Annotated in this window: 23 protein-coding genes and 3 tRNA genes; 17 read left to right on the forward strand and 9 right to left on the reverse strand. The window is 53.7% G+C overall.

What is annotated here, in order from left to right; translation table 11 throughout:
• Positions 1–24: 24 nt before the first annotated feature.
• From AAZT04_RS04945 to AAZT04_RS04955, 3 genes are all read right to left on the reverse strand, one after another.
• Positions 25–1,635, reverse strand: coding sequence for an aldehyde dehydrogenase (NADP(+)) (locus AAZT04_RS04945; protein WP_129982507.1), 1,611 nt, complete (start codon positions 1,633–1,635; stop codon positions 25–27).
• 57 nt (positions 1,636–1,692) lie between these two features.
• Complete coding sequence (locus AAZT04_RS04950; RefSeq protein WP_020826223.1) at positions 1,693–2,613, reverse strand: dihydrodipicolinate synthase family protein; 921 nt, start codon at positions 2,611–2,613, stop codon at positions 1,693–1,695.
• Between the two features lie 207 nt (positions 2,614–2,820).
• Positions 2,821–3,666 carry an AraC family transcriptional regulator gene (locus tag AAZT04_RS04955; RefSeq protein ID WP_020826224.1) on the reverse strand — a complete coding sequence of 282 codons (846 nt, stop codon included), beginning with the start codon at positions 3,664–3,666 and terminating at the stop codon, positions 2,821–2,823.
• Between the two features lie 388 nt (positions 3,667–4,054).
• Between AAZT04_RS04955 and AAZT04_RS04960 the strand changes: the two genes are divergently transcribed.
• The 4 genes from AAZT04_RS04960 to AAZT04_RS04975 are packed head-to-tail and all read left to right on the forward strand — an operon-like array spanning position 4,055 to position 7,638.
• Positions 4,055–5,002 carry a 4-hydroxyproline epimerase gene (locus AAZT04_RS04960; RefSeq protein ID WP_129940262.1) on the forward strand — a complete coding sequence of 316 codons (948 nt, stop codon included), beginning with the start codon at positions 4,055–4,057 and terminating at the stop codon, positions 5,000–5,002.
• Positions 5,002–6,126 carry an NAD(P)/FAD-dependent oxidoreductase gene (locus AAZT04_RS04965; RefSeq protein ID WP_048762036.1) on the forward strand — a complete coding sequence of 375 codons (1,125 nt, stop codon included), beginning with the start codon at positions 5,002–5,004 and terminating at the stop codon, positions 6,124–6,126. The genes AAZT04_RS04960 and AAZT04_RS04965 overlap by 1 nt, the downstream gene beginning before the upstream one ends.
• On the forward strand, positions 6,123–6,383 hold the full coding sequence (locus AAZT04_RS04970) for a (2Fe-2S)-binding protein (protein WP_129982508.1): 261 nt from the start codon (positions 6,123–6,125) through the stop codon (positions 6,381–6,383). The genes AAZT04_RS04965 and AAZT04_RS04970 overlap by 4 nt, the downstream gene beginning before the upstream one ends.
• Positions 6,376–7,638, forward strand: a complete 1,263-nt coding sequence (locus AAZT04_RS04975) for an NAD(P)/FAD-dependent oxidoreductase (RefSeq protein ID WP_129982509.1) — start codon at positions 6,376–6,378, stop codon at positions 7,636–7,638. The genes AAZT04_RS04970 and AAZT04_RS04975 overlap by 8 nt, the downstream gene beginning before the upstream one ends.
• A gap of 254 nt (positions 7,639–7,892) precedes the next feature.
• On the opposite strand, the gene AAZT04_RS04980 is transcribed toward AAZT04_RS04975, so the two are convergent.
• Entirely contained in the window at positions 7,893–8,249 is a 357-nt protein-coding gene (locus tag AAZT04_RS04980; protein ID WP_020826230.1) for a hypothetical protein, read from the reverse strand.
• 462 nt (positions 8,250–8,711) lie between these two features.
• On the opposite strand from AAZT04_RS04980, the gene AAZT04_RS04985 reads away from it, so the two are divergent.
• Entirely contained in the window at positions 8,712–9,026 is a 315-nt protein-coding gene (locus AAZT04_RS04985) for a hypothetical protein (protein ID WP_129982510.1), read from the forward strand.
• A 230-nt stretch (positions 9,027–9,256) separates the two neighbouring features.
• On the forward strand, positions 9,257–9,688 hold the full coding sequence (locus AAZT04_RS04990) for a hypothetical protein (RefSeq protein ID WP_046373938.1): 432 nt from the start codon (positions 9,257–9,259) through the stop codon (positions 9,686–9,688).
• Positions 9,689–9,702: 14 nt separating this feature from the next.
• On the opposite strand, the gene AAZT04_RS04995 is transcribed toward AAZT04_RS04990, so the two are convergent.
• Positions 9,703–10,044, reverse strand: a complete 342-nt coding sequence (locus tag AAZT04_RS04995) for a GlpM family protein (protein WP_349525499.1) — start codon at positions 10,042–10,044, stop codon at positions 9,703–9,705.
• 111 nt (positions 10,045–10,155) lie between these two features.
• Positions 10,156–10,380, reverse strand: a complete 225-nt coding sequence (locus tag AAZT04_RS05000) for a DUF2594 family protein (protein ID WP_020826235.1) — start codon at positions 10,378–10,380, stop codon at positions 10,156–10,158.
• A 785-nt stretch (positions 10,381–11,165) separates the two neighbouring features.
• On the opposite strand from AAZT04_RS05000, the gene uvrY reads away from it, so the two are divergent.
• The 6 genes from uvrY to AAZT04_RS05030 all read left to right on the forward strand — a co-directional run bounded on the left by uvrY (position 11,166) and on the right by AAZT04_RS05030 (position 14,703).
• On the forward strand, positions 11,166–11,822 hold the full coding sequence (gene uvrY, locus AAZT04_RS05005) for a UvrY/SirA/GacA family response regulator transcription factor (RefSeq protein WP_041414407.1): 657 nt from the start codon (positions 11,166–11,168) through the stop codon (positions 11,820–11,822).
• A complete protein-coding gene (gene uvrC, locus AAZT04_RS05010; RefSeq protein ID WP_434679154.1) occupies positions 11,815–13,647 on the forward strand; it encodes an excinuclease ABC subunit UvrC in 1,833 nt (610 codons plus the stop codon). The genes uvrY and uvrC overlap by 8 nt, the downstream gene beginning before the upstream one ends.
• A gap of 58 nt (positions 13,648–13,705) precedes the next feature.
• Positions 13,706–14,254, forward strand: coding sequence for a CDP-diacylglycerol--glycerol-3-phosphate 3-phosphatidyltransferase (gene pgsA, locus AAZT04_RS05015; protein WP_020826238.1), 549 nt, complete (start codon positions 13,706–13,708; stop codon positions 14,252–14,254).
• 145 nt (positions 14,255–14,399) lie between these two features.
• Positions 14,400–14,475, forward strand: a tRNA-Gly gene (locus AAZT04_RS05020).
• A 58-nt stretch (positions 14,476–14,533) separates the two neighbouring features.
• Positions 14,534–14,607, forward strand: a tRNA-Cys gene (locus AAZT04_RS05025).
• A gap of 10 nt (positions 14,608–14,617) precedes the next feature.
• Positions 14,618–14,703, forward strand: a tRNA-Leu gene (locus AAZT04_RS05030).
• Here AAZT04_RS05030 and AAZT04_RS05035 read toward each other — a convergent pair.
• The 3 genes from AAZT04_RS05035 to AAZT04_RS05045 all read right to left on the reverse strand — a co-directional run bounded on the left by AAZT04_RS05035 (position 14,666) and on the right by AAZT04_RS05045 (position 16,981).
• Entirely contained in the window at positions 14,666–14,890 is a 225-nt protein-coding gene (locus AAZT04_RS05035; RefSeq protein ID WP_071844564.1) for a hypothetical protein, read from the reverse strand. The two genes, AAZT04_RS05030 and AAZT04_RS05035, sit on opposite strands and share 38 nt — an antisense overlap.
• Before the next feature lie 472 nt (positions 14,891–15,362).
• The gene (locus AAZT04_RS05040; protein ID WP_020826240.1) at positions 15,363–15,593 is read right to left on the reverse strand and encodes a biofilm development regulator YmgB/AriR family protein; all 231 of its coding nucleotides are present in this window, start codon (positions 15,591–15,593) and stop codon (positions 15,363–15,365) included.
• 245 nt (positions 15,594–15,838) lie between these two features.
• Positions 15,839–16,981 carry an SIS domain-containing protein gene (locus AAZT04_RS05045; protein ID WP_129982513.1) on the reverse strand — a complete coding sequence of 381 codons (1,143 nt, stop codon included), beginning with the start codon at positions 16,979–16,981 and terminating at the stop codon, positions 15,839–15,841.
• 402 nt (positions 16,982–17,383) lie between these two features.
• Between AAZT04_RS05045 and AAZT04_RS05050 the strand changes: the two genes are divergently transcribed.
• The 5 genes from AAZT04_RS05050 to eptB all read left to right on the forward strand — a co-directional run bounded on the left by AAZT04_RS05050 (position 17,384) and on the right by eptB (position 22,721).
• Entirely contained in the window at positions 17,384–17,689 is a 306-nt protein-coding gene (locus AAZT04_RS05050) for a PTS sugar transporter subunit IIB (protein WP_020826242.1), read from the forward strand.
• A gap of 110 nt (positions 17,690–17,799) precedes the next feature.
• Positions 17,800–18,126, forward strand: a complete 327-nt coding sequence (locus tag AAZT04_RS05055) for a PTS lactose/cellobiose transporter subunit IIA (protein ID WP_020826243.1) — start codon at positions 17,800–17,802, stop codon at positions 18,124–18,126.
• On the forward strand, positions 18,119–19,420 hold the full coding sequence (locus tag AAZT04_RS05060) for a 6-phospho-beta-glucosidase (protein WP_129982514.1): 1,302 nt from the start codon (positions 18,119–18,121) through the stop codon (positions 19,418–19,420). Before AAZT04_RS05055 ends, AAZT04_RS05060 begins: the two co-directional genes overlap by 8 nt.
• Before the next feature lie 54 nt (positions 19,421–19,474).
• On the forward strand, positions 19,475–20,836 hold the full coding sequence (celB, locus tag AAZT04_RS05065) for a PTS cellobiose transporter subunit IIC (protein ID WP_129940268.1): 1,362 nt from the start codon (positions 19,475–19,477) through the stop codon (positions 20,834–20,836).
• 232 nt (positions 20,837–21,068) lie between these two features.
• Positions 21,069–22,721 (forward strand): kdo(2)-lipid A phosphoethanolamine 7''-transferase, encoded by a 1,653-nt coding sequence (gene eptB / locus AAZT04_RS05070; RefSeq protein ID WP_020826246.1) that lies wholly within the window; start codon positions 21,069–21,071, stop codon positions 22,719–22,721.
• Positions 22,722–22,752 lie beyond the last annotated feature (31 nt).

A 22,752-nucleotide genomic window follows, 5' to 3' on the forward strand; every position in this document is an offset into this window, starting at 1 on the left:
AGGTGGCAGACAGATGCGATTTGGTTAGTGGTTGGCTGGTGAGCGGAGAGGTTCACGGGTGTAAACCCCGTTAACCAGCCGCAGCAGGCCCAGTGGATTGCTGTCTTGCAGCTGCGGGGGCAGCAATGCAGGGGGGTAATTCTGCAGGCAGACCGGGCGCAGAAAACGTTCAATAGCCAGCGTACCCACCGACGTACCGCGTGCGTCGCTGGTGGCCGGATAAGGCCCGCCATGCACCATGGCATCGCAGACTTCTACCCCGGTCGGATAACCGTTAAACAATACCCGCCCCGCTTTTTGGGCCAGCCGTTGGGCCAGCGGTTCTGCGTCGGCCAGATCCTCGTTTTCTGTCAGCAGCGTGGCGGTCAGTTGCCCCTGCAGGCTGTCCAGTGCGGCAGTTAGCTGTCGACGATCTTCCACTTCCACCAGAATGGCTGCCGGGCCAAACACTTCCTCTTGCAGCAGCGGGTTTCCGCTGAGCAGCAAATCGAAATCGGCCTGATAGAGCTGTGCCGTTGATAAATGCGGGCGCTCTTCGCGATGACCGGCCAGGTGACGGATACCGTTTTGCTCATCAAGAGCAGCCAATCCGCGGCGGTAATTGGCTAGCGTGCCGGCATTGAGCATGGCTTGTGCAGGCGCGGCGTTGACCTGTGCGGACAGTTCGCGTACAAATTCGCTGAATGCTTCGCCGCGTTGCCCGATGATCAGCCCAGGCTTGGTGCAGAACTGGCCGCAGCCGAGGGTGAAGGATGCGACCAGCTCGCGGGCGATCTGCTGCCCACGGCGGGCTAAAGCCTGCGGCATAATGATTAGCGGGTTGATGCTCGACATCTCGGCAAATACCGGGATCGGTTGGGCGCGCCGCTGGGCCAAATCGAACAAGGCCCGGCCGCCCCGTAGCGATCCGGTGAAACCCACCGCCTGAATGGCCGGATGCTGCACCAGTTCCGCGCCAATGTGGTCCCCGTAAATCATGTTGAAAACTCCGGCCGGGATCTGCTGTTGTTCTCTTGCCCGTTCGATGGCCAGCGCGGTCAGTTCTGCGGTGATCATATGGCCGCTGTGCGCCTTGAACACCACCGGACAGCCTGCGGCCAACGCGGCCGCGGTGTCTCCGCCTGCGGTGGAGAATGCCAATGGGAAATTGCTGGCACCAAACACCGCCACTGGCCCGAGGGCAGTGCGATACTGCCGCAGATCCGGGCGGGGCACCGGCGTTCGTTGAGGCAATGCGCTGTCTATGCGCACGCGATGCACATCCCCACGGCGCAGCAGGGTGGCAAACAGTCGCATTTGGCCGCTGGTTCTGGCCCGTTCGCCGCTCAGTCGGGCTAATGGCAGGGCTGTTTCCTGCATGGCGAAGCCGAAGAAATCCTCATCCAGAGCGTCTAATTGGTCGGCAATGGCCTCAAGAAAGTCGGCTCGACGCTCGGCGCTGAGCTGAGAATAGGCCGTGAATGCTTGTGCGGCGGCATCGGCGGCGGCGGCGGCTTCTTCGTGACTGGCCGAGAAAAAAACGTGGCCGGTCGGCAGGCCGTTGTCGGCGCGCAGGCTGACAAGCTGGGCCTCGCCGCTGGCACGGCGTTGACCGCCGATAAACTGTTGGCCGCTGATGGTATGGGCGTTGGACATGGGTTCCCCCGTTGGGTCAGTGACAGAGCCCGGCAGGCCGCCGGGCGTGAGTGGCGATCAGAGGCCGACATCCGGCAGCGCAGGGCGGTTTGCCAGCGCTTTTTTGACCACTGCGGTGACCTCGGCCAGGGTATCGCCCTGCAATGCCAGACGTGGCGGACGGGTAATGGCGCTGCCGCGACCCACCAACTCTTCACACAGCTTGATGCACTGCACCAGATCGGGACGCGCATCCAAATGCAGCAGCGGCATAAACCAGCTGTACAGCGCCAGCGCCTCCTCGAAGCGTTTTTGCTTCGCCAGACGGAACAAGGTTTCGCCTTCACGCGGGAAGGCGTTAGACATGCCGGAGATCCAGCCTTCGGCGCCGACGGCGATGCTTTCCAGCACCACGTCATCCAACCCGGCGAACAGCACAAAGCGATCGCCCACTTCGTTGCGCAGATCGATAAAGCGACGGGTGTCGCCAGAGGAATCCTTGAAGCAGACGATATTTTCGCAATCGACCAGTGACGTCAGGATGTCCGGCGTCACGTCATTTTTATAAATCGGCGGGTTGTTGTAGACCATGATCGGCAGATCGGTGGCGGTAGCGACGCTGCGAAAATGCGTTGCGGTTTCATGGGGTTTGGCTGAATAGACTAACGCCGGCATTACCATAATGCCGTCGACGCCGACCTTCTGGGCTTCGCGCGCCATATTGCGCGCAAAGGCGGTGGTGAACTCGGCGATACCGGCAATCACCGGGACCTGACCCTGAGCTGCGTCGCGTGCCACTTCAATCACCGACAGTTTTTCCTGAACGGTCAACGAGGTGTTCTCACCCACGGTGCCGCACACCACCAGGCCCGAAACGCCGTCTTTGACCAGGTTTTTGATCACCGTGTGGGTGGCGTCGAGATCCAGAGAAAAATCGCTGCGGAACTGGGTGCTGACCGCCGGGAATACGCCGCTCCAGCTAATGGCTTTATGGCTCATAGTGTTTTTCCTGTCGTCCAAGTTTGTTAATCAATGGTGAATTATTGGTGAAATCCAATCACAGATTGACCTGTATTGTTCGCAGGGGCTTGACGGTTTTCGCCGAATGCCATGACGAAATTGGCACAGTGAGGCGGGACTTCAGACGAGAAGGAACCTGATGCACAAGGCACCATGGCGATTTTTTTACTAATATAAATCAGTGTATTAAAGGGTTATGGTGGTGCGGAAGTCGCGCGGTGTTGAACCGGTCATGGCTTTGAATTGACGGCTGAATGCGCTGTGATCGGTGTAGCCGCACTGCAAGGCGATGTCGGTAATCGGCATATCGCCGGCCAGCAGTTCGGTGGCTTTTTCCAGCCGCACCTTGTGGATCATCTGGCGCGGCGTGAGATGAAAAATGCGTTTGCAGTAACGTTCAATCTGCGCCACGGAAAGTGCAGTGAGCGTCGTCAGTTCCTCAAGTGCGATCGGCCGGGCGTAATGCTGGCGAATGTAGACATCGATGGCCGCCAGCCGCTGATAGGCTGGGTGATTGGCCTTGGCTTCCTGCAGATCGTGCGAAATGCCAGCCATGCCGATGATTTTGCCCTGCGCATCGTACAGCGCCAGCTTTTGCGTCAGGCACCAACCGGTCTCACGTCCGTTATACAAGTGCATTTCCAGCTGATCCTGGATCAGCTCCCCGTGACGCAGCACGCGGAGATCCTGCTCGGTATACCCCGATCCGAGCTGGGCGGGGAAAACGTCCGCCGAGGTTTTGCCCAGCAGCGGCGCGACGGTTTTAAACCCACAGCGTTTGGCCAGCGTCAGATTGGCGAACAGATAACGGGCTTGCACGTCTTTGATGAAGAACACCACGTTGGGCATGGCATTGAACAGCGGGGCGATCAACGCCAGGGAATTAAGCAGGTCGCGCAGAGTATTCGGCCGTTGCTGTGCCAGGCCGTCGCACCAGCGGGACAGTTGCTCAACGGCGAAAACGTCATCTTCTTGTTCATCGAAAGCGGGCCTGGTGTCAGTGATAACCTGGTGGCGTTGAGTTAATCGCATGGCAATACCTTTTCCCGCTGGATGGCACAGAATCTGGAGTGGCCGGGCCGGCCATGTTGACGCGCCTCATCAATATTAACTTTCTTGTAACTTTTCAAGCGCAGCCGTCAATTATGCGGATCACCGCAAACTTTTTCCCTCCGTGACACATTCCACGCAGAAAAAAATCGCCTCTTTCGCACAAGTCTGGAAATAACATAAAAGTAACGATTTGATAAATAACTCATTCTTATGGCTCATCGCTTTTCTCTGTTCGGCGTTAACCGGATATCCAATTAAGGATTGTGCTGATTTCTGCATGTGCCGAGCCGAAATGTATCAAGCCGCCGCTGACATATTCGGTCAGTCTAACGCCAACGGTAACATTTCATTAACTCAGGAGGCTCCGATGGCACTTTCTTCGCATTTCACCGCGCTGCGGGCGATCGATTCCCATACTGCCGGTGAACCTACCCGGTTGATCATCGAAGGGTTTCCCGATTTGGGTAGCGGCAGTATGGCGGAGCGCAAAGCCCGATTTGCCCAAGATTATGATGATTGGCGCAGCGCCATCATTCTGGAGCCGCGAGGCAATGATGTCCTGGTCGGGGCTTTGCTCTGCCAGCCCTGTTCGCCGCAGGCCGCTGCCGGGGTGATTTTCTTCAACAACGCCGGCTATTTGGGCATGTGCGGCCACGGCACCATTGGTCTGGTGGCCTCATTGGCCTATTTGGGGCGAATTGGCGTGGGAGATCACCTGATTGAAACGCCTGTCGGTACGGTAAATGCCAGGCTGCATGAGGATGGCAGCGTGACGGTGGAAAACGTACCGGCCTATCGCTACCGCCGCCAGGTAAGGGTGGAGGTGAGCGGCTATGGCCTGGTGGTGGGTGACATTGCCTGGGGTGGGAATTGGTTTTTCCTTATCGGTGAACATTACCTGGCGATCGATACGCAAAACCTGGACGCGCTCACCGCTTTTTGTTGGGCGGTGCGGGTGGCTCTGGAGTCTGCGGGGATTTATGGCGAAGACGGCGGGGTTATCGATCATATCGAACTGTTTGCCGCCGATCCGCAGGCGGACAGTCGTAACTTCGTGCTTTGCCCGGGTAAAGCCTATGATCGCTCACCCTGCGGGACCGGCACCAGCGCCAAACTGGCCTGTCTGGCGGCCGACGGCAAACTGCAACCGGGTGAGATCTGGCGCCAGGCGAGCGTGATCGGCAGCCAGTTCAGCGGGTATTACCAACGCAACGGCGATCGGGTAACGCCGTTTATCCGTGGGCAAGCCTATGTATGCGCTGACAGCCAACTGCTGTTGGATGAGCGCGATCCTTTCGTTTGGGGTATCCGCTGATGGCTGCCGACAGGCGTGCTGAAGCGATCGTGGTGGGGGCCGGCATTATTGGTGCCGCCTGCGCCTGGCGCCTGGCGCAACAAGGGCTGCAGGTGCTGCTGGTGGATAATCAGCGCGCCGGTGCGACCGCCGCAGGCATGGGGCACCTGGTGTGTATGGACGACAACCCTGCCGAGCTGGCCTTAAGCGCCTACTCACTGCAGCTGTGGCGCAGCCTGGTGGAACGACTGCCGGAAAACTGCGCCTGGCGTGGCTGCGGTACGCTGTGGCTGGCAGAGCGGGACGATGAAATGGCGATTGCCGAAGCCAAGTGCCAACGTATGGCGGAGTATGGCGTGGCCAGCGAAATACAAAGTGCCGCACAGGTGGCAGGCCTGGAACCTATGCTACGCCCCGGTTTGGCGGGCGGGCTGCGAGTGCCGGGCGATGGCATCGTCTATGCACCTAACGTGGCCCGCTGGCTCGTGAACGACGCAGGGTCGGCAATCAGAGTCATTACCGGAGAGGCTTGCGCGTTGGAAGAACGGGCCATCGTGCTGGCGAGTGGTGAGCGTCTGACGGCACCGGCAGTGGTGCTGGCCTGCGGTCTGCAGGCCAACAGGCTGCTGGAACAGCCCATACTGCGGGCCAAAAAAGGGCAGTTGGCGATTACCGATCGCTATCCGCACAGGATCCATCATCAGTTGGTTGAATTGGGGTATGGCGCCAGCGCCCATGCCAGCGACGGGACTTCGGTGGCGTTTAACGTTCAGGCGCGCCCAACCGGCCAGTTGTTGATCGGCTCATCGCGCCAGTTTGACGCCCCAGGCAATGACATCGATTTTCCGTTGCTGGCCGCAATGTTGGCGCGCGCCAACGCTTTTCTGCCTACGCTGGCACAGATGAACGTCATTCGCTGTTGGACCGGCCAGCGTGCCGCCTCCGCCGACGGTTTGCCGCTGTTGGGCCCGCATCCGCAACACCGTTGGCTGTGGCTGGCGCTGGGGCACGAAGGGTTAGGCGTCACCACCGCGTTGGGCAGTGCTGAGCTGATTTCCGCCCAGATCCATCATCATCGTCCGGCGATTGACGACACGCCTTATCTGGCTGCGCGCATGTTCAGTACGGAGGTGTTAGCGATATGAGTCAAAAACAGAATCAACTGAATGTGACCCTTAACGGTGAAAGCCTCTGGGTTCCGGAAGGGGTTAACGTGGCGGCGGCGCTCAGTCTGAGTGGCGAGGACAGCTGTCGCGTTTCGGTCAGCGGGCAAGTGCGCACGCCGTTTTGTGGCATGGGAGTTTGCCAGGAGTGCCGCGTGACCGTAAATGGCCTGCGGCGGCTGGCGTGTCAGACCCTCTGCCAGCCGGGAATGCAGATTGAGAGGACGGAGAATGAGTGATCTCGTGTGCGATGTGTTGGTTATCGGTGCGGGCCCGGCCGGGCTTGCGGCGGCCCGGGCGGCGGCAGAAAGTGGCCAGTCGGTGCTGGTGCTTGATGATAACCTGCGCCCGGGCGGGCAGATCTGGCGTGACGGACCCAACGTGGCGCTACCGGCGCTGGCGCAGCAGTATCGGCGGGCGGTGGAAGCGCTGAGCAACGTGACCCTGCTGAACGGGGTGAAAATCATCGCTTGTTGTGGGCCGCAGAACATCCTCTACGAAGCTGCGACTGGCAGCGGAGTGGTGGACTATCAAACATTGATCTTGTGCTGTGGCGCACGTGAGTTGCTATTGCCGTTTCCCGGTTGGACGTTGCCTGGCGTCACCGGTGCCGGTGGGTTGCAGGCGCAGATTAAACAGGGAATGCCGATCAAAGGGGAGCGGGTGGCGATTGCCGGCAGTGGCCCGTTACTGATGGCGGTGGCCGACAGCGTGATCAAAGCAGGGGGAGAAGTTGTGAGGGTGGCAGAACAGGCGTCAGCCATGCGCCTGACGGCATTTGCTGGCGGGTTGTGGCGTTGGCCAGTCAAATTACGCCAGTCATTTACCCTGCTCAACCGTCATTATCGTCCTGACAGCTTTGTGCTGGAGGCAATAGGTGAGCAACGACTGACGGCGATACGACTGCAGACGGGCACTCGCGTGACGACGCTGGCCTGCGAACGCTTGGCCTGCGGTTTTGGCCTGGTGGCGAACGTCGAATTGGCGATGCTGCTGGGCTGCCGCCTTCGTGATGACGCCGTTGCCGTGGACGAGAACCAGCACACCAGCCAGCCGAAAATATATGCCGCCGGTGAATGTACCGGAATAGGGGGCAGCGAACTGGCGCTGACGGAAGGAGCCATTGCTGGGTATGTCGCTACCGGCAATCAACAACGGGCGAAGGGATTGAGGCGGCAACGTGATAAATGGAGGCGATTCGCCGATGCTGTGGCACAGACTTTTGCCTTGAATCCCGCGCTGAAAGCGTTGGCAGAACCGCAAACTTTGGTGTGCCGTTGTGAAGATGTTTCCTTAGGCCAGCTAAACGGCTTTCCTGACTGGACGGCGGCCAAGCTGAGCAGCCGCTGTGGCATGGGGGCTTGTCAGGGGAAGATTTGCGCGACGGCGGCGCGTCATTTGCTTGGCTGGCCGCTACCGGCACCGCGGATACCATTGACGCCGGTAAGGAGCGAAACCTTGGCCCGATTGAACGACATCGAGACTGACGAATAAGCCTGCTACACTCAGGCAAGATGACCGGACAAATCGGGCGGATAACGGATGACGAATGCACTGATTACGCTGGGGCTGTGCCTGCTGTTAATACCGCTTTTGTTGTGGTTGATTAGCCGGGCGCTATCGGCCGCAAAAGATAAAAAGCCGCAAGGGGGTAAACCTAAACCCAGGACCGGCATGCCGCATGGCGATGATGAGTGATCCTTACGGGCGAGTGGGGCAGTGCGCCGACCGCGCCGTTGGTATTACCTTCACTGTGGCCAGTAATAGGTTTTCTCATGCCAGCCTTTACCATACATGCAGGCTTCTATGGTCGCTGAGCGAGCATCTTCGTTACGATCGTTCTGCACTGTCTTGAACGAGGGCTGTTTTTCGTAGCGGTAACCTGCCGGGCAGTCTTTTTTGTCTTTTTTACAGCTTTGGTATTGGTTTTCGTAGCTAAACTCAAAATCTCTCACCACATCGGGAGGGAAACGTTCGTAACCGCGAGCTTTGCATTCAGCATATTCCATGTCGCGGGTGGCATTGCCGGCACCGGGTTTCTCCCACTGGGTGCAGGCGGTTAATGTCATTAATGGCAAAATAATCAAAAAGCTAAACGTCTTCATGGTATCCCTAACTCTTCCTTTCGTCCTGTATTCACACGCTAAGAATCTTCCTAAGCGAGATAGGGCATGAGTGTAATAAACTGATGTTAAAATTGGAAATGATAATAGTTATTGTTTAGGCGAGGTTGATGTAATACCGACAGTGCAGGGCTAAGAACGTTACTCCCAATCATGAAATAGTCCCGCTTGTTATAATGTACCTGCTAACTTTTATTGGATATATATGGGAAGTGATTTTTTAAGATATTTACCTAAAGATTAATTCTTATTATTGGTTACACAAAGGTATTTGAAGAACCGTGAATTAGAATAGGGACTTTTTTATTGCTTTTTATAAATTATCGAAATTAAAACTATTATTAAATTTGCCGGTAATACGATTGCAATTCATGCGCAAATTTTTTAGATTCAGGATCGAGAAGTGATTGTCATGATGATGAAGACGTTAAAGGGAGTTTTATTTTGGCGAATAAATCGGAAGTACCTAAAGACAGCGCTGGTTTACCTTCATTATCAGAAGATTGTGACAGGTTAAGAAACCTTTCCGATGTGGGGGATTCATTGGGTTATGGTCGTACTCGTTTTTATCAATGGTGCCGGGGACGCGGTTTTCTCACGCTGATGAATGCGCCTTCAGCAGAGATGATAAGCGCGGGTTACATGGTGACGACGTTATCAGATAATGGTTACTCACGCGTTTATGTGACTGAGGATGGTTTTAATTTTGTGGGTGACGCCTTTCGCGAAGACATTCAAAAACGTATGGTCAAGCTTTAAGGGAATTATAAAAATCTTATTCATTTCAATATACTAACTACGGAATTTTCTTATGCTATCGATCGCGTTGTCTAACAAACATCGCGGTTGGCGAGGACCAATCCGTTGTGCTCCCGATGTTCTTCAGATCACTGGAAATTATCTTATTTTGGTATTGATGTTACCCCAGCGCTACAGCCGCAGCCTATTCTGTTGCTACTATAAAGACTGGTTTTTCCCAGGAGCTCAGGATGAAGCATTACGCCGCGTTATTTGTTACTACCTTGCTGTTGTCTGGCTGCGCTACGCAGTCCGTTCCGCTGCAGCAGGCCGAATTACCGCCTCCTAGCCGACTGTTGCTTTATCAAAATATGCCGCAGACGCCTTATGCGACCCTGGTGGTAGTACGTGACAGCGGAATGTTGGCAGGCAGTTGCCGAACCGGGGTTTATATCAACGGGGAGTTTGCTGCGTCGCTGGCGGCGAAAGAAAAGGCTGAGTTCCGGGTGCCGGTCGGCAATAATGAAATCAGCATTGGGCAGGATATGATCGAAAACAGTCTGTGTATCTGGCGCGATACCAGCGGCCGGCTACCGATGACGTTGCGTGCCGGTGAAAGTCGCTATTTCCGCGTGGCAGGAGATATGCAACGCGGATTTGTTCTGCAGGCCGGCAGGCCGTAATTCTGGCGGGGCAGTCAACGCCCCTGCCACCATCCCCACAGGGTAATCAAAAGCCAGGCCGCTGCGATCCAACATATTACCGCAGCGGCCAGCGCCCAAGACAATCTCATGCTGTTGATAAAGAAATACAGCGAGATCAGGTAAACCAGATAGGGTAAAACGGCCCACATGCCAAAAATCATCGTGGTTCTCAACGCTTCGATTGAGCGTTCGCTGCCGACGATGTAATGGGCAATCAGTGCAAAGGTAGGGAACAACGGCACCAAACCGGCAATATAGTAGCTGCGACTTTTGGCAAGCAGGCCAATGAGTACCACCACCAGTGCGCCAATCAGCGCTTTTACCACGATGCCCATATGTTTCTCTGACGTAAATAAAAACACATTGCCTGAAAGTGTCAGGGGGATCAATCACAGGGGCTGAGGGAAAACGGGCCCGCGGTTATGGCAGGCCGGAAGTGCGGCAGCTTATTGGCGGTAGGCGTGCTTAATTTGTTGGATACTGTTTTTAAAGATTTCGGCCTGGGTTGGATCTTCAATCTGCGCGATAAAGCGCTCCATGTTGATAATGACTTTCCCGGCATCGGCCTGGCCGATCGATTTCAGGATCAGTGTCAGCGTAGCTTTAAGACAGGCGACTTCTGTCGCCAGCGTTTCCGGGTTTGCAGACGTAGTAAAGTCAACGTTGCTCATTTTCTCTCCTGATTTTTGAGGCCGAAGCCTGAAACAATGTGCTTTTTGACGCACACCCACACCGATTGAACTTACTCAGACATGCAGATGCGTATTTAACTGGGCGCGGAGTATAGCATAGCATGCAGATATCCATCTGCATTGATAGCGTGAATCGGCCTGAACTGCAGTTATCCGCATGCTGGACGAGAATTAAACGGTCTTAAGATTATAGTGCATACGCACTACTGATTAATAAAGCGATTGACTTCTCATGACATCCCGTTGCCAGAAGAATAATGTTTAAGTTATTTTGGACAAGTTAATAAGTCGTTGTCCACGAGCTTATTGTTTACGGGCTGATATTATTTAAATGTTTAACGCTGCCATCTTGCTCGATGTAACCCAAACGTGAAGTGAATAATTTTTTTCGTAATAGATTTTGTACTGATGGATAATGCCATTTTTACTATTTTGTTTTATTTCAATGCATTACAGTTTTGTTGTGTTCGTGTTAATATAATCTGTGCTGTGATTGTTTACACAGATTTTACCTGCGGTGTAGGATTGACGCAGTATCATAAACTTGGGCATAGTGGGTAATATTGGTGTCGCCTGCTTTTCATCGGCGGACGACCACTTTATCGGGCTACGCTGAGTGACTAAAATTCAAAAATCAGGCCCACAGCGCAAAGTTAATCGGGAGTAAGTATTAATCTGTGTTCATTCTTGGCTGAAAAACAAGTAATATCTCGGGCTATAACAGAGGCTGATTGCGTTACTCCCTTCTTTTTGGAGATTTTTCCTTGATTAGCGTTCTTCTTGTTGATGACCACGAACTGGTGCGCGCAGGGATTCGACGCATTCTTGAAGATATCAAAGGTATAAAAGTTGTCGGGGAGGCCCAGTGCGGTGAGGACGCCGTGAAATGGTGCCGTGGCAATGCTGTAGATATCGTTCTTATGGATATGAATATGCCGGGCATTGGCGGGCTGGAAGCCACGCGTAAAATTGTACGCTATGCGCCGGACGTAAAAGTCATCATGCTGACTATTCACACTGAAAATCCATTGCCTGCAAAGGTGATGCAAGCCGGTGCCGCGGGCTATCTCAGTAAAGGCGCTGCGCCGCAGGATGTGGTGAATGCCATTCGTACTGTGCAAGCTGGGCAGCGTTACATTGCGTCCGATATTGCTCAGCAAATGGCGTTGAGCCAACTGGAGCCGCAAACGGAAACCCCGTTTAGCTGCCTGTCTGAGCGTGAGCTACAGATTATGCTGATGATCACCAAAGGCAAAAAAGTTAACGAGATCTCAGAACAGCTGAGTCTCAGCCCTAAAACGGTGAACAGTTACCGTTACCGCATGTTCAGCAAGCTGAATATCAGTGGTGATGTTGAATTGACACACCTGGCTATTCGACACGGATTGTTCAATGCGGAGACGTTGTTAAGCAGTGAGTGACCGTTTTGATGCCAAAGCATTTCTCAGTACCGTAACCAGCCAGCCTGGCGTCTACCGTATGTACGACGCTACTGGCACGGTTATCTATGTCGGTAAAGCCAAAGACCTGAAAAAGCGCCTCGCCAGTTACTTTCGCCAACAGGTGAGTAGTCGAAAGACTGAGACGTTGGTTAAAAATATCGCCCAAATAGACGTAACTGTTACTCATACCGAAACAGAAGCGCTATTACTGGAACATAACTACATAAAGTTATACCAACCGCGATATAATGTTCTTTTGCGAGACGATAAATCTTATCCGTTGATCTTCCTCAGCGCGGACAGACACCCACGCCTGGCGGTTCATCGCGGCGCTAAACACGCCAAAGGGGAATATTTCGGGCCGTTCCCCAATTCTTATGCCGTGCGTGAAACGCTGGCGCTGCTGCAGAAATTGTTCCCGATACGCCAGTGCGAGAACAGCGTGTATCGCAACCGTTCGCGTCCCTGCCTGCAATATCAGATTGGGCGTTGCCTGGGGCCTTGCGTCGCCGGATTGGTGAGTGAGGAAGAGTACCGGCAGCAGGTGGATTACGTGCGCCTGTTCCTGTCCGGTAAAGATCAGCAAGTATTACACCAGTTGATCGAAAGGATGGAAAACGCCAGCAAGACACTGAACTTTGAAGAAGCGGCACGCATTCGCGATCAGATCCAGGCGGTGCGAAGGGTGACCGAACGTCAGTTCGTTTCCGGCAATAGCGACGATCTGGACGTCATCGGCGTGGCCTTCGATGCCGGTATGGCTTGCCTGCACGTGCTGTTTATCCGTCAGGGTAAAGTGTTGGGCAGCCGCAGTTACTTCCCGAAAGTGCCGGGCGGCACCGACATGAGCGAAGTGGTGCAAACCTTTGTCGGCCAGTTCTATTTGCAGGGCAGCCAGATGCGCACCTTGCCGGCGGAAATTCTATTGGACTTTACTCTTCCGGAGAAAGACCTGCTGGCTGAGTCGCTTTCAGAACTTGCCGACCGGAAAATTCAGATTCAGAGCAAACCGCGAGGGGATCGCGCACGCTACCTTAAATTGGCTCGTACCAACGCGGCGACGGCGCTAACCACCAAGCTTTCACAGCAGTCGACTATCCATCAGAGATTGGCCGAATTGGCGAAGGTGCTCAACCTTGCCGAAATTAACCGCATGGAATGTTTCGACATCAGCCACACCATGGGTGAGCAAACTGTGGCTTCCTGTGTGGTATTTGACTCGAATGGTCCGCTACGTTCGGAATATCGGCGCTATAATATCACCGGCATAACGCCAGGGGATGATTATGCCGCGATGGCGCAGGTGTTGAAGCGCCGTTACGGTAAGGCTCTCGAAGAGAAAAAAATCCCCGACGTTATCTTTATCGACGGCGGCAAGGGGCAACTCGGTATGGCGATTGATGTATTTAACTCGCTGAACGTGACCTGGGATAAAAACAAACCCTTGCTGATTGGCATCGCCAAAGGAGCCGACCGCAAAGCCGGGTTGGAAACACTGTTTTTTGTGCCGGAGGGCGAGGGTATTGCCTTACCGTCGGATTCGCCAGCGCTGCATGTTATCCAGCATATCCGCGATGATTCGCATAACCACGCGATAACCGGGCATCGGCAGAGAAGGGCAAAAGTAAGAAACACCAGCGCGTTGGAACTGATCGACGGCGTTGGGCCAAAACGGCGACAGGTGCTGTTGAAGTATATGGGCGGACTTCAACCATTATTGAACGCCAGCGTTGAGGAAATTGCAAAAGTGCCGGGTATTTCACAAGCATTGGCAGAAAAGATCTACAATGCATTGAAACACTGAGGGCAATGTAGCAACATACTCTTAATTCCCACTCCAGCCAGATAGTTACCGTAGCATTATGCAATTGAATATACCGACTTGGCTTACTCTGTTTCGCGTAGTTCTGATCCCATTCTTTGTTCTGGCATTTTACCTGCCGTTCACTTGGGCTCCGATGGTTTGCGCCGTCATTTTTGTGTTTGCTGCCATAACCGACTGGTTTGACGGCTTCCTGGCCCGTCGCTGGAAGCAAACGACCCGTTTTGGGGCGTTCCTCGATCCTGTGGCGGACAAAGTGATGGTGGCGGTTGCGCTGGTGCTGGTGGCAGAACACTATCACACTTGGTGGATTACCCTGCCTGCGGCGACCATGATTGCCCGTGAAATTATCATCTCGTCGCTGCGTGAGTGGATGGCGGAGATCGGCAAGCGCAGCAGCGTGGCGGTGTCCTGGATTGGCAAAGTCAAAACCATGGCGCAAATGATGTCGCTGGTCGGGTTGCTGTGGCGTCCCGATCGCACCGTGGAGTACGTATCCTTTGGTTTGCTATACATCGCGGCGGTGCTGACTTTCTGGTCAATGTTCCAATATTTGAACGCTGCGCGGAAAGATTTGCTGGAACCCTGATCAAAGCGATGCAAAAATCGTCAAACGAACGTAATGAGACAACAATTTTATTGACTCATTACGTCAGGTAAGTAGAATGCATCGCATCAGACGGCAGCGGTGATTTGCCGAAAGATAGCAAAAAAATCAGTAAGTTCTGATTAATGCGGGAATAGCTCAGTTGGTAGAGCACGACCTTGCCAAGGTCGGGGTCGCGAGTTCGAGTCTCGTTTCCCGCTCCAAATTTGATGAAGCTGGTGTTTCACGAGCTTTAGCCTGATAAAGGCAAACAAGAATTTAGGCGCGTTAACAAAGCGGTTATGTAGCGGATTGCAAATCCGTCTAGTCCGGTTCGACTCCGGAACGCGCCTCCAATTTTCCCGAGCCCGGGTGGTGAAATCGGTAGACACAAGGGATTTAAAATCCCTCGGCTTATGGCTGTGCGGGTTCAAGTCCCGCCCCGGGTACCAGGAAAATAAATTCCAGAATAATCAAAGCAATAAGTAGTAATGTCGTGACCGCCGGAAGGCGGTTTTTTTGTGCCTGAAATTCCCCTTTCCACGATTTTTCTCTTCCAGTTTTATTCTGTTCTCGTGCCTTGAACAATTTACTGTTGCCTACAATAGGGACTATCATCCGGCTGTCAGTTTTAAACATGGATGCATGGCCGTTTTTTAAAGACGGTTGGCGATAAGTGAACTATAACCAGATAGTGCAATAGATAAGGAGTGTTGGATGAGAGGGGGGTTATTTTTATTGGCGATTGTCATGCTATCTGGGTGTTCGGGGTCTTTTGGATCGTTCCTGGGTGTGATCCCGCAAAGCTCCGATGTTTGCCCTCAAGGGAAAAATGCCATCACCGGTGAATGCCGTTAGGCAACATCGTCGATTTATTGCCGGGCCGAACCCTTTGGCCAGTGTGAATCTCTTTCGATAACCCAATCAAGCCATATCCGGCTGTTTGATCGCTGTGCCGATCGCCGGATACTGCCTGTTCCAGGCCTTAGAACCTAACCTCCGGTGCCCAGGAACGGAAGCCCATTCGCACTGCAGTTTGCCACCCACATCACGGCCACGACGACGGCGATGGAAATGATCGCGCACAGATCCGATTTGCGCATGCTTCTCCTTAGCGAGCGTTGATCCCAATAACCTCGATTGCCGCTCTGTGCAGTTTCTGACAGTACTCGTCGGGTTGCCTTTCAATTTCAGCGATGAGATAGGCGAGAATGTTTTGCTTGCTGATGGGTTTGTTCGCGGAAAGCACCTGAATAACGCCTTTGCCGAGCAGGCTGTATATTTGTTCACGGTATGTCTCGATATCTCTATCGTGGAGACCGTAAAGGGAGTAATCGATCATAGAATTTTACCGCTGGTGAAATTTAAAGTGCCAGCCGAAGCTGGCAGAGAAGCCATTAAAAAAATAAAGTCGTGCAAATTTCACTTAGGCTGATATCTAAGTGGAATGTTAACGATAACGTAGTAAGAATATTCCCATCAATAGGCAGTTGTAAGCCAAACTGCTAATTAGGAAAAACCTCAGGCCAGCGCCGCAGCGGCGATATTTACCATTGAAAGCCCGGCAAACGGCGCGGTGGCAGAGACTCAATCTTCTGTCTGCGACCCCAGGCTTTCGGGCAATAACTGCGCCAGCAGCAGGTCGAGAGTCAGCATCAGTCCATAGCGTGCTGTACTGCCGCCGCTGAGCGGCAACACCTTATCCGCCAGCCCGGCCAGCGTAGTGCCCGCAGGGGTTAGGGCGATGCGATAAGCACCGGTCGCGCCGGTCAGTTTGGCCGCGTTCAGCAAATCGCTGTTTTCCCCACTCATAGACAGCAGGATCACGCACTGTTGCGTGCTGAGCGTGGAGGCCGTCATGCGCATCAGCGCCGCGTCCTGGCAGATAAATGCAGGGTAACCCAGGCCCACCAGGCGCTGTTGCAGCTCATTGGCATAAAGCGCCATGCTGTTTACGCCGAAAATATGCACGCTCTTGGATTGGCTCAGCTGCTGGCAAGCATCGATCAGCGCTGCATGTTCTACTTGTTGCAGCTGTTGATGCAAGGTGGTTTCCACGTCGTTGACGCGCTGTAGCCACAGCCGCGGTGGGCCATTAGGCGTGGCTTGGGCGGTCAAATAGCGTGAGCCGCTCACGCTGGCCTGAGCCAGTTTCATGCGCAGATCGCGAATATCATCGCAGCCAATGGTTTTGGCAAATCGGGTAATGGTGGCCGGGCTGACCCCCGCTTGGTTGGCCAGCAATTCGATGGTGGCGGAGGAGGCGAAGGCAATATCGTCCAAAATGGTCTGTGCGACTTTGGCCTCCTGCTGACTGAACTGATTTTGTCGTGCGCGGATCTGATAGACGATGTCGCCAATATCTTCACAACCGATGGATTTAGCAAAACGGCTGAGGGTGGTGGAGCTGACGCCAGGCAGTTTGCCGATGCCGGCCGCGGAGGCAAAGGCGATATCCATGCCGCCGAGCACGGGTTGGGCTACCTCAGTAGGTGGAGGTGTTGCCGTCGACGGGGAGCGCATTAGCGCGATAAAGTCGTTAAGATCCTGACAGCCAAGGGATTGGGCAAAATGAGCGACGATCTCGGTGCTGACACCTGCTCGCTCTGCCAATTGCGCAATGGTTGCTGTTGATGTAAACCCCGGGTTGTCCAGTATGGCTCGGGCAACTTTTGCTTCCTGGCGGCTGAACGGATCCTGGCGAAACTGAATGTGGTAAACGAGATCCATGACTGCAGTGTCCCTTCTGTAATGCCAACCGGCGGTCTGTGCTTCAAATTAGCCTGTTTTTCACACGGCATAAAGCGATAACCAGAAGAATAAGCTAATGAAAATAATTTTCAATCAGGACAGATTTGAAACGAGATGCTCTTCGCATTGTTTATCAGGTAGTGATTTATCACTTTGTTTTTAAACGTTAAAGACAGGTTTTAAATTTTATGGTTATGAAAAATTAGATCGCCGATCACAGTGTTGAAAAAAATTTTCACGATGAAAATTCTTTAATGCATTGTTTTTAAAGGATTAGCCAAAAGTCATAATCAAATCGTATGGAATCAAGGTATTTACAAGAGTGTTACGGAACTGTTTTATATTTGCATCGCCAAGTGGCTAACAACCGGGATACTTAAAATGCAAACCATCGTCTTATGCTGCGCAGCAGGCATGTCGACCAGCATGCTGGTACAAAAAATGAAAGCTGAGGCGCAAAAACGGGCGCTGGATATCGTGATTGAAGCCGTGCCGGTGGCGGATTTCGAGCGCATCGTCGAGCGTGCGGACATTGTACTGCTTGGGCCGCAGGTGAAATATGAACACGCACGCCTTTCCGAACTTGCTGCGCCCTTGGGTAAAACTGTCGCGGTGATCGACATGATGGATTACGGCACCATGCGTGGAGACAAGGTGCTGGATAAGGCGCTGGGCTTGTTAGCCTGATAACACCCTGAGGGGCTTGGCCCCTTTTATCCTTTATTTTATTCATCGACCGCGGGTTATTTCATGACTCTCGGCGGGATCGCTGCGCCTGAAATAAGGCCGGGGAGGTGATGGTGGATTTGGAAACTAGCGTTATGGAGTTGCTGGTTCATGCCGGCAGCGCTCGCAGTTCGCTGCTTTCGGCGCTGCAGCTGGCACGTCGCGGTCAGTTCGCAGCCGCAGAGATTAAGTTGGAAGAGGCGAAGGCCGGCATCGGGAGGGCGCACGGCATGCAGACGGAGCTGATTGGCATGGATGAAGGGGTTGGGAAAATACCGGTCAGTCTGATTCTGGTGCATGCGCAGGATCATTTGATGAACGCCATGCTGATTCAAGATCTGGCCACCGACATGATCGAGCTTTATCGCCGTTTACCGCAGGGGCAAAGCAATGACTAAGATAACCGTAATTGGCGGGGGCAGCAGCTACACGCCGGAGTTGGTCGAGGGGCTGATCGCCCACTATCAAGATGTTCCATTAACCGAACTGGCGTTGGTAGATGTAGAGTCCGGTCGCGAGAAAGTGGGCATCATTGCCGAACTGACCAAAAGAATGCTCAAGCGCAACGGGCTGGAGCAGGTGGTGGTATCGGTACATTTCGAGCTGGAAACGGCCATTCGCGGTGCCAGCTTTGTACTGACTCAACTGCGGGTCGGGCAACTGGCTGCCCGTGCTGCCGACGAGCGTTTGGGTTTGAAATACCAGCGCCTGGGGCAAGAGACCACCGGTGTCGGCGGCTTCGCCAAGGCATTGCGCACCATTCCTGTCATGTTGGAAGTGGCGCGTACCGTAGAGGAGGTAGCGCCGGACGCCTGGATCATCAATTTTACCAATCCGGCCGGTATTGTCACCGAAGCGGTCTCCCGTTACAGCAAGGCGAAGATTATCGGCTTGTGCAACGTACCGATCACCATGCACCACATGATTGCCGACATGCTGAAGGCACCTCATGATCAGGTCGATCTCCGTTTTGCTGGACTGAATCATATGGTGTGGGTACATCAGGTAACGCAAAGCGGCAGGGATGTGACCGCCCAGGTGTTGGAGATGCTGAGCAATGGCGAAACGCTGTCGATGAACAACATCAAGGATCTGCCTTGGCCGCCGGCGTTTTTGCAGGCGCTGGGTGCGATCCCTTGCCCATATCATCGCTATTTCTACCAAACCGCCGGCATGCTGGAAGAAGAGCTTGAAGCCGCTGCGGCTCAGGGAACCCGTGCTGAACAGGTGATGAAGGTAGAGGCAGAGCTATTTGCACTGTACGCCGACCCAACGCTGGATAAAAAACCGGAGCAGTTGAGCTTCCGTGGCGGTGCCTTCTATTCAGAAGTTGCGGTCGAGCTGATCCGTGCCATTCACAATAACAGCGGCAAGGTGCTGGTGGTGAACACCCGCAATAATGGCGCGATTCAGGGCCTGCCGGATGATGCAGTGATTGAAACCAACTGCGTGATCGACGCACAGGGCGCTCACCCGCTGAGCTTCGGGCCGCTGCCGCTGGCCATGAACGGGCTGACTCAGCAGGTGAAAGATTTCGAGCGTTTGACCATTGAGGCTGCGGTGCATGGCGATCGTCAGAGTGCGCTGTTGGCGCTGGTGGTGAATCCGCTGATTGGCGGCGTCGGTATCGCAGAACCTTTGCTGGATGAGGTGCTGAACCTGAACCAAGCCTATTTGCCGCAGTTCAACTAAGTCGATATTCCATAATAATAATCACGATGCCGGCTTGGCCGGGCAGGGGGAATGATGGCGAGTTTAAATAGCATTCTGGAACGTTACGTATTGCCGACGGCGTTAAAAATCGCCGGGCAAAAACACATTTTATCGGTACGCGACGGCATAATTCTCAATATGCCGTTTATGTTGATCGGGTCATTTTTCCTGATCTTCGCCTACTTGCCGATCCCGAGCTATGCCAACCTGATGGGGGAGGTATTCGGTGCGGCCTGGCGCGACAAGCTGTTGTATCCGGTCAAAGCGACCTACGACATCATGGCGATTATCTCCAGCTTTGGCATTGCCTACCGGCTGGCGGAAAAATACCGTGGTATGGACCCACTCAGTACCGGTGCGGTTTCGTTAGTGGCGTTTATCATGACCATTCCTCAACACACCCTTTTTGCCCCGGTGAAAGGTGCCGCGGAGCAGATTGTCAAAGGCGTGCTGCCGATGAACTTTATCGGCAGCCAGGGATTGTTTGTGGCAATCGTGGTGGCGCTGTTGTCGACGGAAATCTACCGGTTCGTGCATAACCGCAATCTGGTGATCAATATGCCTGAAGGCGTGCCGCCGGCGGTGGCGAAATCCTTCCTGGCGTTGATCCCGGGGTTCTGCGTGTTGGCGGTGATCCTCGTGCTGCGCCTTATCGTCGAAGCCACGCCGTTTGGCGATATCAACACCATGATCGCTACGCTGATCGGTATCCCGATGCACCACGTGGGCGGAACGCTGCCGGGAATGATTTTCTCAGTGATCCTGATTGGCCTGTTATGGACGTTGGGGCTGCACGGTGATGCCATCGTATTGGTGTTCATTCAGCCGGTGTGGTTGGCGAATATGTCGGAAAACCTGGTGGCGTTTCAGAACAACCAGCCTATTCCGCACATTATTACCCAGCAATTTTACGATTTATGGATAGCGCCCGGCGGAACCGGTGCCCTGTTGGGGTTGGTGATCTTCATGCTGGTGCGCAGCCGTAGCGCGCAGATGAAGCAGTTGGGGAAAATCGCCGCGCCGGGTTGCCTGTTTAATATCAGTGAGCCCATGGTGTTTGGCATCCCGTTGGTGATGAACCCCTACTTCTTCCTGCCGTTTATCCTGACACCAGTGGTGCTGGTGATCGTGACCTACACCGCGATGGCAACCGGTTTGGTGACGCCGCCGGTTGGTATAGCCTTACCGTTTACCACGCCGATTTTCATTAGCGGCTATCTGGCAACCGGAGGCCATATTTCGGGAACGGTGATCCAGGTGGTCAATCTGCTGATTTCAATGGCAATTTACTACCCGTTCTTCCGTGCCTGGGATAAGCAGAAGTACCGCGAAGAAAATCAGGCTGCGGCATCGGCACCCAGCGCTGCGGTTGGTGAACAATCCCTGACGCCATAGCGGGATAAACCATCTTCCTGCGGCAGCGCAACTAACCGCTACCGCAGGAAGGATAAAAGCCGTTTTGCACACGAATTGTTACATCATAACAACGTTATTTTTCTCCGTGCTGGCAACGCCCGCCTAAATTACCTGTCAGATAACCACCCAGTAGCAGGGGGAGAGAAACTCTCACAACAACCTGTATCTGGCAGATGGCTATGAACTCACTTTGGCAGGAATGGTATCAATAATGCAGAAGTTCCGACGTTGGACCCAGTTGCAGGTCTCTTTTTTTATCGCTTTCTATCTCGGCGTATTACTCAATATCCCTATTTTTTATCGTCGTTATCAACAGCTTCATAACGATAACCTGTTGTCGATTGGCATTGAAATTGTCGCGGCCTTTTGCCTCGTATGCTTTATCACGCTGCTTATCTCCTTTTTGGGGCGCCGGTTGTTTCGTGTTTTGGCCACGCTGCTGGTCCTGAGCTCGGTTGCTGCCAGCTATTACATGGTGTTGTTCCACGTCGATATCGGCTACGGCATTCTGGCGGCGGTGATGACCACCGACGTTGATTTATCCAAAGAGTCGGTAGGCTGGCATTTTGGCGTATGGATGGTGCTGGTGAGCCTGTTGCCGCTGCTGTTGATTTGGCTGGCCCCGATGCACGAAGCCGCATTCAAACGCGGCAATCAGCTGGCATTGGTCAAAAAAGGCGGGATTATGCTGGCCGCTGGCCTGTTCTGCTGGCTACCGCTTCAGTTGATGGGCCAGGTTCAGGATCAACACGACCGTGAAAATAATCAGATGATGGCGAGTTATGGCGGGGTCGTTGCCGGCAGCTATTCACCGTCTAACTGGCTTTCGGCCCTTGGGCTGCTGACTTACAGTTCCTACAGCCAGGCAGAGGACAGCCGGAATCTGTTTGATCCGGCGGCGCATTTCACCTACCAGCCGCCAAAAGACGTGAATGATCTTTATGTGGTATTCGTGATTGGTGAAAGTGCCAGACGCGATCATATGGGGGTTTACGGCTACCAGCGCGACAATACGCCGAATCTGGACAAGGAAGCCAACCTGGCGGTGCTGCAAGGCTATTCTTGCGACACATCGACCAAGCTCTCTCTGCGTTGCATGTTCGTCAGAGAAGGCGGGGCATCGGAAGAGCCGCAGCGCACACTGAAGGAAATGAACGTCTTTTCGGTGCTGAAGAAGCAGGGGTTTTCCTCCGAGCTATTCTCTATGCAAAGCGAAGCCTGGTTTTATAATAAGACCCAGGCGGACAGCTATGCTCTTCGAGAAAGCATTCAGGCGGAAAAACGCAATGCCGGTAAACCCGTGGATGATATTGCGTTGATCGATGAACTGCAGGATTCGCTGGACCGCCATCCTCAGGGCAAACATTTGGTGATTTTGCATACCAAAGGTTCACACTATATGTACACAGAACGCTATCCGCGGGCTTTCGCTCGCTATCAGCCGGAATGCCAGGGTATTGACGATACGTGTTCAACGGAATCGATGATCAACTCTTACGACAACAGCCTGTTGTACACCGACTATGTTCTTGAGCAGGTGTTCAATCAGTTGCGCAACCGTAACGCTATCGTGTTTTACGCCTCTGATCACGGTGAGTCGATCTCGGAAAATATGCATTTCCACGGCACGCCGCGCGATCACGCGCCGAAAGAACAGCGTACCGTGCCAATTATGGTCTGGGCATCCGACAAGTTTCTCAGTCAGCCCGATCACCAGGCGGCATTTAATCAGTTAAAGGCGCTGCAAAAGGCAAAAACGCCGGTGTTTCATGAAAAGCTGTTCGACAGCGTGCTGGGTTGTATCGGCTATACCTCGCCGGACGGCGGGATTGTGAAGCAGCGTAACTGGTGCCAGGTCAACTGAGTTGCCAGCCGTATGACTAACCGCCGAAAGG

The organism is Serratia sp. Je.1.23.a (assembly GCF_051129805.1).
GTDB lineage: Bacteria > Pseudomonadota > Gammaproteobacteria > Enterobacterales > Enterobacteriaceae > Serratia > Serratia liquefaciens.